This window comes from Stenotrophomonas sp. TWI169 (assembly GCF_039674705.1).
GTDB lineage: Bacteria > Pseudomonadota > Gammaproteobacteria > Xanthomonadales > Xanthomonadaceae > Stenotrophomonas > Stenotrophomonas maltophilia_P.
In genome coordinates this window covers 1-17,402 of the sequence record NZ_JBDJOB010000032.1, presented here as the reverse complement: position 1 = coordinate 17,402, position 17,402 = coordinate 1, and the positions used below count along the sequence as shown (strand labels likewise).

The following is a 17,402-nucleotide window of genomic DNA, read 5'->3' as shown; positions in this document are numbered from 1 at the left end:
CGGCAGGAGCGGGCAGCGTGATCGACATCGTGCTGGGCGTGCTGATCGGTGCGTCGGTGCTGTTCGGCTTCATCCGCGGTTTCGTCGGCACCGTGGTCGCGCTGGTGTCCTGGCTGCTGGCCGGCTGGATGGCGTTCACCTTCGGCAACGAGGCATCGCACTGGTGGGCGGCGCCCCAGCCACCCGGCACGGGTCACTATCTGGCCGGCTATCTGGGGGTGTTCGTGCTCACCGTGGTGGCGGTCGGGCTGGTCGGGCTGTTGCTGAAGGCAGCGATCAAACTGACCCTGCTGGGCGGCGTGGATCGCCTGCTGGGCGGTGCCCTGGGCCTGGTCCGCGGCCTGTTCTTCGCCAGCGTGCTGTTGCTGCTGGCCGGTTTCACCGCGTTGCCGGCTGAGCCGGCATGGCAGCAGTCGCAGGTGCGGCCGTTGCTGCAGCCGGCGGTGGCCTGGATGCAGGCCCAGCTGCCGCAGCTGGACGGCATGCTGCCACAGGCGCTGCCGCTGGACGGCCTGCTGCCGGGGGCACTGCCCTTGCCCCTGCTCGAGAATGCCCCCACCTCCTCGCAGGTATTGGGCAAGCCGGCGCCGACAGGCGATAATGGCGTTCTCAACGAGGTAGTGGCGGGCGGCGGATGGCCGCGGCCCGTGGACGTGGAGCGGGAGCCCCGGCCGGCCCCCACACTGCCCAGCAACATCGAGCCGGCGCCCGCGCGTCCGGCCCGGCCCGCGCCTGCCGCGGGCGGGACCCCAGGCCAGGCACGGCCACCTTCCTTGTAACTGGGCACAGCCCAGCGGAGACCTCGCACCATGTGTGGCATCGTCGGAATCGTCGGCAACCAGAACGTCGCCGGGCAGTTGTATGACGGCTTGACCGTCCTCCAGCATCGCGGCCAGGACGCGGCAGGCATCGCCACCGCCAACGGCAGCCGCCTGCGGGTGCAGAAGGCCAACGGCCTGGTCCGCGACGTGTTCGACGCACGCACCATGTCCACCCTGGAGGGCAGCGTCGGTATCGCCCACGTGCGGTATCCCACGGCCGGTTCGGAAGGCATGGACGAGGCCCAGCCGTTCTACGTCAATTCGCCGTATGGCATCGCCCTGGCGCACAACGGCAACCTCATCAACACCGAGGCTCTGCGCCAGCAGGTGTTCGAGCAGGACCGCCGCAACGTCAACACCGATTCGGACAGCGAAGTGCTGCTGAACGTGTTCGCCTACGAACTGGAACAGCAGCGCCAGCTCAGTCCGGAAGCCGCCATCCGCGCGGTGGCCGGGGTGCATCGTCGCTGCAAGGGCGGCTACGCGGTGGTCAGCGTGGTGCTGGGCCTGGGACTGGTTGCCTTCCGCGATCCGCATGGCATCCGTCCGCTGGTGCTGGGCAAGCGCAGCCATGCCGAGGGCGACGAGTACATCGTCGCTTCCGAATCGGCCGCACTGGACGTGCTCGGCTTCCAGCGCGTACGCGACGTGCAGCCGGGCGAAGCGCTGGTCATCACCGCGCGTGGCGAGCTGTTCTCGGAAATCTGCGCCGAACCGGCCGAGCATACGCCGTGCATCTTCGAGTACGTGTACTTCGCCCGCCCGGATTCGATGATCGACAATGTCTCGGTGCACAAGGCGCGCATGCGCATGGGCATCAAGCTGGGCGAGAAGATCCTGCGCCTGCGCCCGGACCACGACATCGACACCATCATCCCGATTCCGGACACCTCGCGCGATGCGGCGCTGGAAATCTCCAATGTACTCGGGGTGAAGTACCGCGAAGGCTTCATCAAGAACCGCTATATCGGCCGCACCTTCATCATGCCGGGGCAGGGTGAGCGGGTGAAGTCGGTGCGGCGCAAGCTCAACCCGATCCACCTGGAGTTCCGCAACCGGGTGGTGCTGCTGGTGGACGACTCGATCGTGCGTGGCACCACCAGCCAGCAGATCGTGCAGATGGCCCGTGATGCGGGCGCACGCAAGGTCTACCTGGCCAGTGCCGCGCCGCCGGTGCGCTTCCCGAACATCTACGGCATCGACATGCCGGCCGCCGAAGAACTGGTCGCGCACAACCGCAGCGTTGAAGAAATCGAGGCCCACCTGGGCTGCGACTGGCTGATCTACCAGGATCTGGAAGACATGGAAGCGGCCGTGAGCGAGGGCAACCCCGCACTGCGCAACTTCGACTCGTCCTGCTTCAACGGCCACTATCCCACCGGCATCGAACCGGGCTATTTCGAGCGCATCCAGCAGCTGCGTTCGGACGACGCCAAGCACAAGCGCCGCGCCTGAGGCCAAGGGCGTGGTCGAGGTGGCCGACGTCGGTGGCGACCTGCTGCGTGCCGCGCAGCAGTGCCTTGCAGAAGCCGATCCGCTGCGCAAGGTGGCCTTGACCCAGGCCCATGCCGCGGCATTCCGTGCGGGGCGGCTGAAGGTGGCGGTGGATGCGCCGCCACCGGAGCCGATCCGGATGCCGGGCAGACCGGACCGCCTGGTACTGGTCCATCCGCGCGAGGTGCCGCGGCGTGGCCTCGGTGGGGTGGAAGGGCGCGCCGCCTTCATCCATGCCATCGCCCACATCGAACTCAATGCGATCGATCTGGCCTGGGATGCCGTGTATCGCTTCCGCGGCCTGCCCGCAGCCTTCCATGCCGACTGGGTCAGTTGTGCCGATGACGAGTCGCGGCATTTCATGCTGTTGCGTGAGCGCCTGCTGGCACATGGCCACGACTACGCCGACTTCCCTGCGCATAACGGCCTGTGGGAGATGTGCGAGAAGACCGCACATGACGGCCTGGCACGCATGGCGCTGGTGCCCCGCGTACTGGAAGCGCGTGGCCTGGACGTGACACCGGGCATGATCGACAAGCTGCGCAACGTCGGCGATGGCGAGACCGCGGATGTGCTGGAGATCATCCTGCGCGAGGAAGTGGCGCACGTCGCCGCAGGTTCGCGCTGGTACCGCTGGTACTGCGAACGTGCCGGCGTTGAACCGCGCGCACGCTTCAAGGCACTGCTGGTCGAGTTCGCAGGCGGTTACCTGCATGGTCCGTTCAACCTGGAAGCCCGCCTGCTGGCGGGCTTCGATGCCGACGAACTGGCCAACCTGGTCGAACAGGCCGGCTGACCGGCAACGCGGGAGCCCAGTCCCGCCCTGCGCGGGCGCGTCTCATGTGTTCGGCAGCACCACCCGCTTGCCATCCACGGTGGGGCGGTTGATGTAGAACAGGCCGGGACCGGGTCGATACGGCAGCTCGCTCACGCCGGCATCGGCCGCATAGGTCAGCGCGGTATCGCCCAGTGCGTCGAAATTCCAGTGTGCCGACTGCATCAGGTAGCGCCTGCGCAGCAGTGCTTCCTGGGCCGGGGTGAGGGCCTGCCCGGCCATCAGCCGGCGCGCGATCGGCAGCAGTGCGTCGGGCAGTTCCCAGCCGGCAACCGCGTTGGCATCTGCGCGCCAGCGTACGCCGGCGGCGATGGCCTGCTGCTGCATCACCTGCAGGGCCACCAGCTGGTAACGCCAGTCGATGCGCCGACGCAGCACCACTGCCGCGGTGACGTACAACACCGGCGACAGCAGCACGCTGCGGCTGCCGGCGCGGCGTTGCTGCTGCCACTGGTGCCAGACATCGACCCACACTTCCTTTTCGCCCAGCCCGAGCTGCTGCCGCCAGCGTTCGGCATCCGCCTGCGCCTCGGCGTACACCGTCGTGGCCTGAAGCTGTGCCAGCGGGGGGACCTGGTAGTCGGCCACGCTTGGCCGGCGCAGCTGCTGCCGGCGTGGGCGACTGAGCAGCTTCGGTCCTTCCTCTGTCTGGTTGTAGCCACCGCCGATGTTGGCGTGCACGCCGGGCAGTGCGATCTCCACGTGCGCTGCGGCCACCCGCGTGAGCGGGTAGTGCTGGCGATGTTCGTCGCGCGCGACCAGCTGCACGACACGTCCGGCGATGTCGGCGGCGAGGGCGACGCGTGGTCGCTCATCGGCTCTTCCCCCGCTTACGGCGACGACCGTGTCGAACAGGCCGATGAAGCGCAGCAGCGGCCGTGCCGGCGCGAAGCCGGCGGCGCACACCAGCCCCGCGTCCTGCAGCAGTTGCTGCCAGCGGGCCGTATCCCAGGCCTGCAAGCGGTTGGCAGCGTCGCGCGCCGCCGCCGCCCCGCGTGAGTATCCGAACAGATCCAGCTGCACGGCCAGCAACGGCTTGTGCCAGCGCGCGGACACGCTGGCCAATGCTGCCGGCAACAGCTCGTTGAGCGCGCGCTCGACCTTGGCACGCACACCGCTGGCGCCGATGCCGAAGGCCAGTCCCAGCAGATCGTCTTCAGCATCATCGCGGGTGCCCACCCCTTCCACGTAGATCGCCAGCGAGGGGAACGGCAGCGTCTCCTGGCGGCTGTCCGGATACAACCGGTGCAGCCGTGCGATGTTGGTCAGGCCATTGTCGTAGCTGCTGGTCAGCCGGCTCTGATAGGTCGAATCATCGTCGGCGCGCAGCACGGCAGGGCGGGGTTGCGGCACCTGGACGTGTCCGCGCGCCAGGTTGTGCGCGTTGTTGCGGGTGCCATCGAAGAACAGACCAATCCGCAGCACGGCGGCATCGTCATGGGTGTCCTGCGCTGGTGCCATGTGCATTCCCCGTCGTGGCTACGTCACGGTAGCGCGAAAGCGGTGTGTTGGCGAAGTGTAGCGACGCTGTTGACGTGACTGAACGCAGATGCGGTCGATCACAGATCCAGATTCTCATTCCGACCGCCTATTGAATTCACACGACCTGCGCAGGCCAGATGGCCGGACCCGACACAACGGGTCGTGCTGCATCACTGCTGTTCACTTCATTCAAGGAGCGACGAAATGATGTCCAGATCGATTGGCAAGACGGCGGGTGGCCTGTTGCTGGGAATGTCGGTGGTTGCGGCCGCCGGTGCTGCACCGTTGTTCGAGCCGGTGACGGTACTCAGTCGTGCATCGGCAAGCAGTGAACCTGCGCTGGGCCGGTTGCTGGCGACGCCGTCCACGGCCGCCGTGCAGGAGGTGCGGGTCGATGCCGCTGCCACCGCGCAGCCGCAGCTGGAGTTCGAGCTGCTTGGCCAGCGGGTGCAGGCGGTACGCAGCAAGGTCGAAACGCTGCCCGACGGCGGCTCTGTCTGGTACGGCCAGCTCCGCTCCGCGTCGGGCAGGCTGCAGGCGGCCACCTCCAATGGACAGGATGACCCTGGCAATTCGGTGATCCTGGTCCGCTCCGGCGACACGCTGACCGGCTCGATCCGCAAGGACGGCAAACTCTACCGGTTGCGTCCGCTCGGCAACCGCCACGTCCTGGTGGAAGTGGATGAATCGCGGATGCCGGCCGATCACCCGGCCGACTACAACCAGTTGCCGAAGATTCCGCTGCCGGCCGATGACCGCATCGGCATTGCCCAGGCGTCTTCGGGAACGCCGGCGACCATCCGGGTACTGGTGGTGGCCACCAATGCCGCCGTCGCCGCCTATGGCGGCAACATGCAGTCGCTGGTGCAGCTGGCGGTCGCCGAGTCGAACCAGGGCTACACCAACAGCAATGTCGGCCTGACGCTGCAGCTGGCCCGCTACGAGACCACCAGTTACAGCGAATCCGGCGACTTCAATACCGATCTGGCACGTTTCCGCGGCACCAGCGACGGCTACATGGACAGCATCCACAGCAGCCGCAATACCTACACGGCCGATGTCGGCGTGCTGCTGATCAACAACGCGTCGTACTGCGGCCTGGCCTCGGGCATCGGCTCAAGCGCATCCACCGCGTTCGCGGCGGTGTACTGGGATTGCGCGACCGGCTACTACTCGTTCGCCCACGAGATCGGCCACCTGCAGAGCGCGCGGCACGATCTCGCCAACGATCCGAGCACGTCGCCGTACGCCTATGGCCATGGCTATCGCTATGAGCCATCCAGCGGTACCGGCTGGCGCACCATCATGGCGTACAACTGCACCCGCAGCTGCCCGCGCCTGAATTACTGGTCCAATCCGAACATCAGCTACAACGGCATCCCGATGGGCAATGCCAGCACCGCCGACAACCAGCGCGTGCTGGTCAATACCAAGCACACCATCGCCGGCTTCCGGTAACCGGTACTCGGGGCGCACGACCCGGGGTCGTGCGCTGCCGTGGATGGACGGGCCTCAGGTCAGCGAATCCAGCGTCCAGCCCTGTGGGGTCACGCGCAGTACCGAGCCCTGCTCGTACCAGTCACCCAGAACGATGCGGGTGCAGCTGCGTCCGCCGGCCTGCAGCGCATGGATTGCAGGGCGGTGGGTGTGGCCGTGGATCATGGTGTCCACGCCGTGACGGATGAAGGTGGCCTCCACTTCGGCCGGGGCCACGTCGGTCACTGTCTCGAACTGCGCGCGGTCGCCCTGTTTCATTTCCGACTGCCGTGCCTGGCTCGCTTCACGGGCCTTCTGTGCGAAGGCAATGCGTGCGGCCAGCGGTTGCGAGAGGAACTGCGCCTGGAATGCCGGATCGCGCGTCTGCGCGCGGAACTGCTGGTAGGGAATGTCGTCGGTGCACAGCAGATCGCCGTGCTGCAGCAGCACGGCACGGCCGTACAGCTCGATCACGCAGGGGTCGGGCAGGATGCGCAGGCCGGCGCGGCGCGCGTAGTCTTCGCCAAGCAGGAAATCGCGGTTGCCGCGGATGAAGTACACCGGCACGCCGCTGTCGGCGAGCGTCCTCAACGCGTCCGCCACCGCATCGGCGGCGGGTGAGGGCGTGTCGTCGCCGATCCAGGCCTCGAACAGATCGCCCAGGATGTACAGCGCGTCCGCGCCGGGCGCCTGTTCGCGCAGGAAACGCAGGAACAGGTCGGTGATTTCCGGACGGCTCGGGTCCAGGTGCAGGTCGGAAATGAACAGCGTGGTCATGCCTGCATTCTAGGTCATCGCGGATACCGGTAGCGCCGGGCCATGGCCGGCGAGCGCATCACACCGGCAGCGGCAGCCAGGCCAGGCTGGCCGACGCCAGCAGTGCGGCGATGCCGGTGGCGGCCAGCACATCGCTGGGGTAATGCAGGCCCAGCACGACCCGCGACAGGCCCACGCCGAGGGTGAACGGCACCAGCAGCGGCGCCAGCCAGGGGTAATAGGCCAACGCCACGATGGTGAACGACACCGCGTGCAGGGTATGCCCGGACGGGAAACTGAACTCGTCCAGCGGGGCCACCCAGGCCCGGATGCGCAGATCCGCGGCATACGGGCGGGGGCGCCGGGTCCAGCGCTTGAGGCCCTTGTACAGCAGCAGCGCGGCCAGGCCGGTGGCGGCCATGTGCACCGATGCGCGCAGCCCGTCGAAGCCATCGATCGCCACCAGCACACCCATCAGCACGTACCAGAACACGCCGTCGCCGAGCCGGCTGATGATCGAGAACAGACGGCGCACGCGGCGGCGCCGGCAATAGTGGTTCGCCCGCCGGCACAGGCGTGTTTCGCTGCCGCGCAGCAGTTCAAGCGGCGTGGTGCGCATGGCCAATCCTCCGGGTGTTCGCCAGCTCGGCCAGCAGCGCATCGAACTCGGCCACCACCTGCTGCGGATGCAGCCGCTTCATCGCCCGTGCGGCCTGGCTGCCCAGTTCGCGGCGCAGCGTGTCATCGCTGGCCAGCTGCACGGCCGCTTCGACGAACTGCTCGTCGTTGTCCACGGCGGCACCGTTCTCGCCGTTGCGCAGGTACTCACGCGCCGCGCCGTAATCAAAGGCCACCGTGGCCAGGCCGCTGGCCATGCTTTCCAGGGTCACGTTGCCGAAGGTCTCGCTGCGGCTGGGGAACAGGAACAGATCGCCGCTGGCGAAATGGCGGGCCAGCGCTTCGCCGCGCTGGATGCCGCAGAAGATGAAGTCGGGGTTCTCATGCGCCAGCTTCTCCCGTGCGGGCCCGTCGCCGACCCAGACGAAGCGTGCCTTCGGCCGTATCTGCTGCAGGCGGCGGAACGCCTTCACGGCCAGTCCGAGGTTCTTCTCGGCGGCGATCCGGCCAACGTAGATCGCTGCCAGGCCATTGCCGTCGATGCCCCATTCCTCGCGCAGGGTGGGGTCACGCCGGCTCGGGTCGAACTGCTGGCTGTCGACCGCGCGGGCCAGCAGCCGGACGCGCTCGAAGCCCTGTTCGGCAAGGAACTGTTGGAGCTCGCGGGTGGGCACGAGGGTGGCGTCGGCCTGGTTGTGGAAGCGGCGCATCCAGCGCATCGCGGCGGCCTGCAGCCAAGCGACCCCGTAGTCGGGCAGATACTCGTCGAAGCGGGTGTGGAAGCCACTGGCTACCGGGATGCCGAGGCGCCGCGCGGTACGCAGCGCCGACCAGCCCAGTGGGCCTTCGGTAGCGACATAGATCGCATCCGGGCGCTGCTGCTGCCAGTGGCGACCGAGCCGGATCGGGGCCGGCAGGCCGAACCGCAACCCGGGATAGCGGGGCAGGGCGGCGCCGGGCACCAGCAGGGTACCGGGAGCGGAATCCAGCGCTTCACTGGCCTGGCGTGGCCGGATCAGGTCGATCTCGTGCCCGGCCGTCCGCAGGCCCTGTTCCAGTCCCTGCACGGTCAGTGCGACGCCGTTGACTTCCGGCGGATACGTCTCGGTGACGATGGCATAGCGCATGGCGGGCCTCCGGTTTCCCGGCATGCTCGGGCCTGGCGATGTAGCCGACATGACGGCTTGGCGACACAGGCATGACAGACGCGCAGGAGTGCCGGCGGCGGGGCCGGGGCCAGAAAAAACCACGGCCCCGAAGGGCCGTGGTCGTGGAGCGTCGCAGTGCGATCGATCAGAAGCGCTGCTGGTACTTCATGTAGATGAAACGACCGATGTCGTAGCCACCGTAGTACGAGAACGCGGAGTTCGGCTTGCTGTACATGATCGGGCCGGACTTCTCGAACACGTTGTTGGCGCCGACGGCGACGGTCGCATCCCACGGCAGGTTGTAGCGGAACTGCACGTCGTGGAAGGTCACCGAACCACGCTCGTTGTAGTTGCGCGAGCCCTTGTACCACGGTGCATACACGCCCGGATCGGAGCACTCGTCCGGATACAGACCGATGTTGGAGCAGGTCTCCTTCACGCCCGAGTAGTAGCGCGCGGTCCAGGTCACCCCGAAGTCACCCAGATCGTAGCCCAGCGCCAGGTTCGAGCGGACGCGGAAGGCGCTGCCGATGCCGTTGGTGACGATCGGAACGATCGAGCTGTCGTTCGAGGTGCGGTAGGTCGCACTGGACACGTAGGTGGTGGCCGAATTCACGTTGAACTTGCCGAACCGGGTGTCCAGACGGTAGCTCACATCCAGGTCGTAACCTTCGGTTTCCATGAAGCCCGCATTGCGGTTGCCGAACTTCAGGTTGGTCACGATGCCCGTCACCGGGTCACGCTGGAAGCGCGTGCAGCGCGAATCGATGCCTGCTTCGTAGCAGTCCTGCAGGATCTGGGTCGGCGTATCGGCAATGATCGTGTTGTCGATGCGGATCTTCCACCAGTCCAGCGAGGCGTTGAAGCCCTGGATGAAGCTCGGGCTCCAGACCAGGCCCAGCGTCTTGCTGGTCGAGGTTTCCGGAGTCAGCAGCGGATTGGAGCCGGAGGTGAACGGCACCGGCGTGGCATCGGTGGAGGTGTTCACCGGAGTGCCGCCCTGGCGCAGCTGGCGGAAGGTATCGGCATTGGCGATGTCGCGGGCGCAACGCGAACGGACTTCGGCGCTGGAGGCCGAGGAACCGAAGCGGGTGTCGCACGGATCGCTGAACTGCGCGAAGGTCTCGGAGCCACCACCGAACAGATCGTTGATGGTCGGGGCGCGGAAGCCCTCCGCCCAGGTGCCACGCACCATCAGCGAGTCGATCGGCTTCCACTTGAAGCCGAACTTGCTGTTGAGGGTGTTGCCGAAGGTGTTGTAGTCCGAGAAACGGGTAGCACCGTTGAAGCTCAGTTCCTTCGCGCCCGGCAGATCGGCCAGCACCGGAACGTTCACTTCCAGGTAGGCTTCATTGACGGTGTAGTCGCCACCGGTCGGGCCAGCCGCGAGGTTGGTGGTGGCGCCGGTCTGGGCCAGGGCATCCGGGGTGTACTTGCCTTCTTCCTTGCGGCTTTCCACGCCGAAGGCGAAGCCGAGGTCACCGGCCGGCAGGGTCACGATGCTGCCCGCGATGCTGGCGAAGAAGTTCTTGGAGGTGGTGCGGCCCTTGGTGATCTCATCCGGGAACAGCCACGCCTGCAGTTCTTCGTTGCCATAGATGCCATCGGCAGCGGTGGTGCCGTACGGAACCAGCGGGTTCCACGGCTTGCAGACGTCGTAGGAGATCGGAGCAGCGGCCGTGCCGCACTGCACCTTGCCGGTGGCGGCGTTGAAGAAGGACGGACCTACGCCGGCCGCGACGCGACCCTTGTGCAGGTTGCCGGTCGCCACCGATTCCAGCTCGTTGCGGTTGTACTGGTAGCCCACTTCCCAGTCGAAGTAACGCTCGCCGATATCGAACGAGCCGTCGAACGACGCCACCGCGCGGTAGGTCTTCAGCTCGCTGGTGGTCACGCGCGGCACTTCCCAGGTGCGGCGGTTCCAGGCCACCGCAGTCGGGGTGGCGAAGCCGTGCTGGTTGCCGAACGGGTTGAAGTAGCTGTCGATCGACATGGAGCCGACACCGGCGGTGCTCGACTGCAGCGGATAGCCCGCGATCTGGCGGGTGGACTCGCGCTGGTTGTAGCCCAGCTCGGTGCGGAAGTTGACGTTGTCGGTGATCTTGAACCGGCCGTCGAAGTAGATCGAGTCGCGCTTGACCGGGTACATCACGTGCATCTGGTCGTTGGCGTTGCTCACGTCACCGGTGAAGGGCGTGGTGCTGGTGAGGTGGTAATTGGCCGGATTGGTCGGGTCCGTGCCACGGTTGAGCGAGTAGCCACAGCCTGCCGGAGGCGTCGCATTGCAGCCGGGACCGCGCACGCCGGTGAACTGGCCGTACTGGCTGATGGTGGTCCAGTTGCTGCTGTCGTTCGGGTGGCGATCGGTCATGCCGTACTGGCTGAAGCCGCGGTCACGTGCCCACACGCCCTTCTCTTCTGCATGCTCGGCCGACAGGGTCAGCGAGATGCGGTCGTTGTTCCAGCCGGCGACCACGTCGAAGCGGTCGCGCGCGCCGTCGCCCTCGCTGTACTGGCCGTGGTAGACGTTGGCGGTCACGCCGGTGACGTTGGAGCGGGTGATGATGTTGACCACGCCAGCCATGGCATCCGAACCATAGATCGCAGAAGCGCCGTCCTTCAGCACCTCGATGCGCTCCACTGCCGACACCGGCAGGGAGGAAACGTCCTGGTAGCCGGACGTGCTGATGCCCAGGCGCTTGCCGTTGACCAGCACCAGCGTGCGCTGCGTGCCCAGGTTGCGCATGTCGATGTAGGTGCCGCCCGCGTTCTCGCCTGCGGTCAGCGCGTTGGCGCGGCTGATTGCCGGGCTGCCCATCGCGGTGACGTTCTGCAGGATGTCGGCAACCGAGCTGAAGCCCTGGCGCTCGATATCGTTGCGGCTGATCGCGAACACCGGCTGGGCGGTTTCCACGTCGACCTGACGGATACGCGAACCGGTGATCTCGATACGGTCCAGGTTGGTCGGCGAAGCAGTGCTTTCGCTCTGGGCGAACGCGGGCAGTGCCGCCAGCGTTGCAGTGGTAGCCAGGGCATAGCGGATCGCCTGCCCCAGGGCGGTGGTGCGTGAAGTCATACGAGCTCTCTCTCTCAGGTCGTGCAACGGACGCCAAAAAGGGCGTCGAAGAAGCCGGAAGGTCGTGCGACCGGACCAGCAACCCGATAGTAGTCTCGTTGGTTAATGCTGTGTAAAGAGGGCGTGTCGAACAAATTAACGCTTTGTCACAAATCTTCACAAAACATGAACAAAAGCAATCGCTTACGATGCCGTCGCGGATGGACCCCCAACGACGGGCTGACGCGATGCAACAGGAAAAGCCGCCAGATTGCGCAAAGTGTCACCGAATGTAACGCCGAGGCGCGCGTATTCAGGCAACGAAGGGACGGAACTGGATGCCGAGGCCGGCGATGCCGTCGGTCTCGCCGATCAGGTCGGCGCGCAGCAGCGGCCGGGCGTCGATGAACGCCTGCGGCACGATCAGCGACAACCGGTTGTCATCGGCGGTCAGTTCCAGCGGCGGCAGCGGAGCGTCCTCATGGGCACGGTTGAGCAGCACCGCCAGGCGCAGCAGCGCGGCCAGCCGCCGCGCGGTCAGCAGCAGGCGCTCGGGCAGGGCGTCGAACGCGGTCTTGCCCACGCTGCGGCGATGGCTGCGGACCAGGGCCGCCAGCATCTGCTGCTCCTGCCGCGAGAAGCCGGCGATGTCCGAGTGTTCCAGCACGTAGCTGCCATGCACGTGATAGCCGCTGTGGGCGATCATCAGCCCCAGCTCATGCAGGCGTGCCGCCCAGCCGAGCATGCGGGCATCGTCAGCGTCGAGCTTCCAGCGTTCCTGTACCTGCTCCAGCAGCGACAGGGCGGTGTCCTGCACGCGGTCGGCCTGGACGGTGTCGATGCCGTAACGGTGGGTGAGCGCAGCGACCGATTCGTCGCGCAGGTCGTTCTCGCCGGCACGGCCGACGATGTCGTAAAGGATGCCTTCGCGCATCGCGGCCTTGCTGACCAGCAGCTTCTGCAGGCCCAATGCCTGGAAGGCCGCCTCCAGCACCAGGATGCCGCCCGCGATGATCGGGCGGCGATCGCTGGACAGGCCCGGCAGCACGATGTCGTCGATCTTCTTGGCCTTGAGCAGCTCGTCGCGCAGCTGTGGCAGGGCTTCGGCGGTGATCGCCCCCTTGCTCAGCTTCATCGTCGCGCAGATCTCGCTGATCGCCTTGTGGGTGCCCGAAGAACCCAGTGCCTCCTGCCAGCCCAGCGCACGATACTTGCTGGCGAAGGGCTGGAACTCGCGACCGATCTCGGCCAGTGCATCCTTCCAGCGCTTCTTGCTGAGCTTGCCGCCCGGAAAGAAGCGGCGGGTGCTGGCAATGCAGCCGGCCTGCAGGCTCTCGCGCTCGAGGGTCTGCATGCCCATGCCGATGATGAACTCGGTCGAGCCACCGCCGATGTCGATCACCAGCCGGCGCTCGCCCGGTTTGGGCGGCTGGGCATGGGCGACGCCCAGGTAGATCAGGCGCGCCTCCTCGCGGCCGCTCACCACTTCAATGGCATGGCCAAGCGCGGTTTCGGCGGGAACCAGGAACGACTGCGGTGAACGCAGCTGGCGCACGGTATTGGTGGCCAGTGCACGCACGCGGTGCGACGGGACATTGCGGATGCGCTGGCCGAAGCGGGCCAGGCATTCCAGTGCGCGTTGCCGTGCCGCAGCCGACAGGCCCCCCTTGCCATCCAGACCGTCGGCCATGCGCACGGTTTCGCGCAGGCGGTCGATCACCCGCAGCTGGCCGAGCGTGTAGCGCGCGATGACCATGTGGAAACTGTTGGAGCCAAGGTCGATGGCGGCCAGCAGGTCGCCATCCTGCAATGCGGGCGGAGTCGTGGTGGTATGCGGCATGGGCGAATGTTAGCCGAAGGGGCGGTGTGCTCGTCACCGCATGGCCTTCACATTTTGTCGGGGGGCGTTCGGTAGTGCCGGCCGCTGGCCGGCAAGGTCAACGTCAACGTCAACGTCAAAAGCGGGTTTTCTGAGGGATGGCGGGGTGGGTCCGGTTGAGGGGGACGCCGTCAACCCATCCCTGGGGGCTTGGTCGCGGCATCCATGCCGCTCACACCCCCTCAACCGGACCCACCCCGCCTTCGACAGTTGGCCGCGGTCTGCCGGAACGACACGGGGTCGGATCCCGTTGCTGCGCAACGGGCTCTGCCCCCGGTGTTCTAGATTGGACGCATTGTGCCGACCAAGGCCGGCACCTACCGGGTCAGAGACCCTGCATCAATGCCATCTGCGCCGAATGCGGGGCCTCGTCGTGGGCCGGGGCACGCTTGTGATAGATGCCATCGGCATCCAGTTCCCAGGCGTTGAGGTTGTCGTCCAGATAGTTCTGCAGGACTTCGCGGTAGACCCGCTTGGCCAGCGTCGGATCCAGGATCGGGAAGCAGGTCTCGACCCGCCGCAGCAGGTTGCGCTCCAGCCAGTCGGCGCTCGCGCAGTACAGTTCGGGCGCACCATCGTTGCCGAACCAGTAGACCCGGCTGTGTTCCAGGAAGCGGCCGACGATGGAGCGGACACGGATGTTGTCGGACACGCCCGGGACGCCGGGACGCAGGGTGCAGGCGCCACGGATGATCAGGTCGATCTGCACTCCGGCCTGCGAGGCGGCGTACAGCGCGCGGATTACCTGGGCCTCGTTGAGGGCGTTCATCTTGGCGATGATGCGTGCCGGGCGGCCCGCGGCCGCGATGCGCGTCTCGCGCTCGATCCGCGCCAGGATGCCGGTATGCAGGGTGAAGGGCGACTGCAGCAGGCGCTTGAGCTTCATCTTCGAGGCCAGCCCGGACAGCTGCTGGAACAGCAGGTGCACATCATTGCCGATGTCCGCGTCAGCGGTGATCAGGCTGATGTCGGTGTACGCGCGCGCCGTACCGCTGTGGTAGTTGCCGGTGCCCAGGTGCACGTAACGGCGCAGCTTGCGGCCTTCGCGACGCACGATCAGCAGCATCTTGGCATGGGTCTTGTAGCCGACCACGCCATACACCACCTGTACGCCGGCTTCCTGCAGGCGATCGGCCAGCCCGAGGTTGGCCTCTTCATCGAAGCGTGCGCGCAGCTCGACCACCACGGTCACATCCTTGCCGGCACGTGCAGCCTGGATCAGCGCATCGACGATCAGCGAATCCTTGCCCGTGCGGTACAGGGTCTGCTTGATCGCCAGCACGTTCGGATCCAGCGCCGCCTGGCGGATCAGGTCGAGTACGGCGGCGAACGCATCGAAGGGATGGTGCAGCAGCAGGTCCTGGCGCGCCACGGTCTCGAAGATGCCATCGGTGTCGCGCAGCGTGCGCGGCGTCATCGGCGGATATTTCAGGTCCGGCTGCGCGATGAGGTCGTACAGCTGGATGATGCGGTTGAGGTTGACCGGGCCGTCGATGCGATACACCGCGTTCTCGGTCAGGCCGAAGTTCTGCAGCAGGGTACGCACGATCTCGCGCGGCATGTCATGGGCGATTTCCAGCCGCACCGCCGGCCGGTAGCCGCGATCGACCAGTTCATCGCGCAGTGCCAGCGCCAGGTTCTCCACTTCCTCCTCGTCCACCACCAGCTCGGAATTGCGGGTCACGCGGAACTGGTAGGCGCCCTGGACCTCCATGCCCGGGAACAGTTCATCCACGAAGGTGGACAGCACCGAGGACAGGAACACGAAGTTCTGCGAGCCACCGAGTTTTTCCGGCAGCTGGATGATGCGCGGCAGCGAGCGCGGTGCGCGCACGATGGCCAGGTGGCCGGCGCGGCCGAATGCATCGGTGCCCTTCAGCACGACGACGATGTTCAGCGACTTGTTGAGGATCTTCGGGAACGGATGCACCGGATCCAGGCCCAGCGGCGACAGCACCGGCATGATCTCGTTGCGGAAGTAGGCCCGCAGCCAGCGCTTCTGCCGATGGTTCCACGAATGGCGGCCGAGCACGCCGATGCCGGCCTCCATCAGGGCCGGGCGCAGTGTCTCGTTCCAGCAGCGGTACTGCTGGTCCACCAGTTCGGCGGCGCGTTCATGGATGGCGTTGAGGATGGCCTGCGGGCTCATCCCGTCCGGAGCCGGCGGCAGGCCGTATTCCTGCGCGTGGCGGACGGCGGCGGCCCGGATCTCGAAGAACTCGTCGAGGTTGGTGCAGGAGATGCACATGAAGCGCAGGCGCTCCAGCAGGGGCACCTGCGGGTCCATGGCCTGGGCCAGCACGCGGAAGTTGAAATCCAGCTGCGACAGTTCGCGGTTGATGTACAGCGCCGGATCGCGCAGCGGATCGTTGTCCGGGCTCACGGGGAGAGGGAGGGATCCGAGGCTGCTCATGGCTTCATTCTTCGACGGAGGTCAGGGGGGCGGACTCGCGCGGGCGCACGTGGTCGGCATCGAAATGACAGGAGAACACCGATCCTTTGCCGACCTCGCTTTCGATCTCCAGCCGCGCATGGTGCAGGCCGAGGATGTGCTTGACGATGGACAGGCCGAGGCCGGTGCCGCCGCTCTCGCGCGAGCGGCTGCTGGAAACGCGGTAGAAGCGTTCGGTCAGCCGCGGCAGGTGGGTTGCCGGGATGCCATAGCCGGTATCGCGCACGGCCAGCACCGCGCCGTCGCCTTCGCGACGGAACTCGACGGTGATGCGGCCGTCGGCCGGCGTGTAGCGCACTGCATTGGTGACCAGATTGGAGAAGGCGCTGTGCAGCTCCTTGGTCGAGCCCTGCAGGTCGACGCCGGCAAGGTCCTCGATGCTGATCTGGTGGCGACCCTGGCTGTGGGCCTCGGCTTCGCGACGCAGCGTGGCCAGCATCGGCTGCATGGCCACGACTTCCTCTTCGGTGTGTTCCTGCGACTCCAGCCGCGACAGGGTCAGCAGGTCTTCCACCAGCTGGGCCATGCGCTGGCTCTGCTTGCGCATCTCTTCAAGCATCGGGCCGGTGCCGGGGAAATCCTCCGGATCCATCATGTCCAGGTAGCCGTGCACCACGGTGAGAGGGGTGCGCAGCTCATGTGAAACATTGGCGACGAAATCGCGGCGGACCTGCTCCAGGCGCAGCAGCTTGCTGACATCACGGGCGATCAGCAGCCAGTAGTCCGACGAATACGGAATCAGGCGGAGGTTGAGGCGGATCGCTGGATCGACCGGCGAGGGCACGTCCAGGATCGGCTCGGCGTTGCGACCACCGGCCAGCCAGTGGGCCAGCGGCATCGGCTGCAACCGCTCGACAAGGGCCTCGCCCAGGTCGCCCGGGTGGTGCAGGCCAAGCAGGGCCGTGGCCGCTTCGTTGAACCACTGCACGCGCTGGCTGTTGCGGTCGAGCACCACCACTGCGTCGGGCAGCGCGGCGGCCGCGGCGCGGTAGCTGCGCAGCATGTCCAGCAGGCGCCGCTTGCGCACGCGCATTTCGACCTGGTTGCGGTACAGCAGGCGATCCAGTTCATTCCACACACCCGTGCCTTCGGCGGTATCCCAGCGCTGGCGCGCGGTCAGCCGGCGCAGCACGCTGCGCAACCGCCAGTAATGCCAGGCCAGCGTCGCCAGCGCGCCCAGTGCGACGCACAACCACAGATGGCCCGTGAACCATCCCACCAGTCCGGCGAACAGCAGTACCGCGGCGACGGTAGCCAGCGTCTTCAACCAGGCAGAGCGGATGTGGCGGGGCATTGCGGTCTCGTCGATGAGGTGCGGTGGTTCACTGGAATGAACCAAGGGTTATAGCAGAGTTGCCGGCATCGGCACCCGTGGGTGCGCGATGC

The 17,402-nt window shown here is 66.7% G+C and carries 12 protein-coding genes; 4 read left to right on the top strand and 8 right to left on the bottom strand.

Features of this window, described 5'->3' with window-relative positions; all coding sequences use genetic code 11:
- The first annotated feature begins 17 nt into the window (after positions 1 to 17).
- The 3 genes from ABE543_RS17595 to ABE543_RS17585 are packed head-to-tail and all read left to right on the top strand — an operon-like array spanning position 18 to position 3,111.
- On the top strand, positions 18 to 779 hold the full coding sequence (locus tag ABE543_RS17595) for a CvpA family protein (protein ID WP_053519448.1): 762 nt from the start codon (positions 18 to 20) through the stop codon (positions 777 to 779).
- A 30-nt stretch (positions 780 to 809) separates the two neighbouring features.
- Positions 810 to 2,276, top strand: a complete 1,467-nt coding sequence (gene purF, locus ABE543_RS17590) for an amidophosphoribosyltransferase (RefSeq protein ID WP_065175938.1) — start codon at positions 810 to 812, stop codon at positions 2,274 to 2,276.
- A 10-nt stretch (positions 2,277 to 2,286) separates the two neighbouring features.
- Complete coding sequence (locus tag ABE543_RS17585; RefSeq protein WP_262100145.1) at positions 2,287 to 3,111, top strand: ferritin-like domain-containing protein; 825 nt, start codon at positions 2,287 to 2,289, stop codon at positions 3,109 to 3,111.
- Between the two features lie 42 nt (positions 3,112 to 3,153).
- Here ABE543_RS17585 and ABE543_RS17580 read toward each other — a convergent pair whose 3' ends face one another.
- Complete coding sequence (locus tag ABE543_RS17580; RefSeq protein ID WP_346475952.1) at positions 3,154 to 4,611, bottom strand: DUF2235 domain-containing protein; 1,458 nt, start codon at positions 4,609 to 4,611, stop codon at positions 3,154 to 3,156.
- 225 nt (positions 4,612 to 4,836) lie between these two features.
- Between ABE543_RS17580 and ABE543_RS17575 the strand changes: the two genes are divergently transcribed.
- Positions 4,837 to 6,090, top strand: a complete 1,254-nt coding sequence (locus tag ABE543_RS17575) for a M12 family metallo-peptidase (RefSeq protein ID WP_065182473.1) — start codon at positions 4,837 to 4,839, stop codon at positions 6,088 to 6,090.
- A 54-nt stretch (positions 6,091 to 6,144) separates the two neighbouring features.
- On the opposite strand, the gene lpxH is transcribed toward ABE543_RS17575, so the two are convergent.
- From lpxH to phoR, 7 genes are all read right to left on the bottom strand, one after another.
- The gene (gene lpxH, locus ABE543_RS17570) at positions 6,145 to 6,885 is read right to left on the bottom strand and encodes a UDP-2,3-diacylglucosamine diphosphatase (RefSeq protein WP_053519443.1); all 741 of its coding nucleotides are present in this window, start codon (positions 6,883 to 6,885) and stop codon (positions 6,145 to 6,147) included.
- Between the two features lie 58 nt (positions 6,886 to 6,943).
- Positions 6,944 to 7,483: a phosphatase PAP2 family protein gene (locus ABE543_RS17565; protein WP_053519442.1), complete on the bottom strand. Its 540-nt coding sequence runs from the start codon at positions 7,481 to 7,483 to the stop codon at positions 6,944 to 6,946.
- Positions 7,464 to 8,609 carry a glycosyltransferase family 1 protein gene (locus ABE543_RS17560; protein ID WP_346475951.1) on the bottom strand — a complete coding sequence of 382 codons (1,146 nt, stop codon included), beginning with the start codon at positions 8,607 to 8,609 and terminating at the stop codon, positions 7,464 to 7,466. The genes ABE543_RS17565 and ABE543_RS17560 overlap by 20 nt, the downstream gene beginning before the upstream one ends.
- Positions 8,610 to 8,775: 166 nt before the next feature.
- On the bottom strand, positions 8,776 to 11,706 hold the full coding sequence (locus ABE543_RS17555) for a TonB-dependent receptor (RefSeq protein WP_053519440.1): 2,931 nt from the start codon (positions 11,704 to 11,706) through the stop codon (positions 8,776 to 8,778).
- A 292-nt stretch (positions 11,707 to 11,998) separates the two neighbouring features.
- Positions 11,999 to 13,525, bottom strand: a complete 1,527-nt coding sequence (gene ppx, locus ABE543_RS17550; RefSeq protein WP_053519439.1) for an exopolyphosphatase — start codon at positions 13,523 to 13,525, stop codon at positions 11,999 to 12,001.
- 364 nt (positions 13,526 to 13,889) lie between these two features.
- On the bottom strand, positions 13,890 to 15,977 hold the full coding sequence (gene ppk1 / locus ABE543_RS17545; protein ID WP_197600977.1) for a polyphosphate kinase 1: 2,088 nt from the start codon (positions 15,975 to 15,977) through the stop codon (positions 13,890 to 13,892).
- A 4-nt stretch (positions 15,978 to 15,981) separates the two neighbouring features.
- The gene (gene phoR / locus ABE543_RS17540; protein WP_053519437.1) at positions 15,982 to 17,310 is read right to left on the bottom strand and encodes a phosphate regulon sensor histidine kinase PhoR; all 1,329 of its coding nucleotides are present in this window, start codon (positions 17,308 to 17,310) and stop codon (positions 15,982 to 15,984) included.
- Positions 17,311 to 17,402 lie beyond the last annotated feature (92 nt).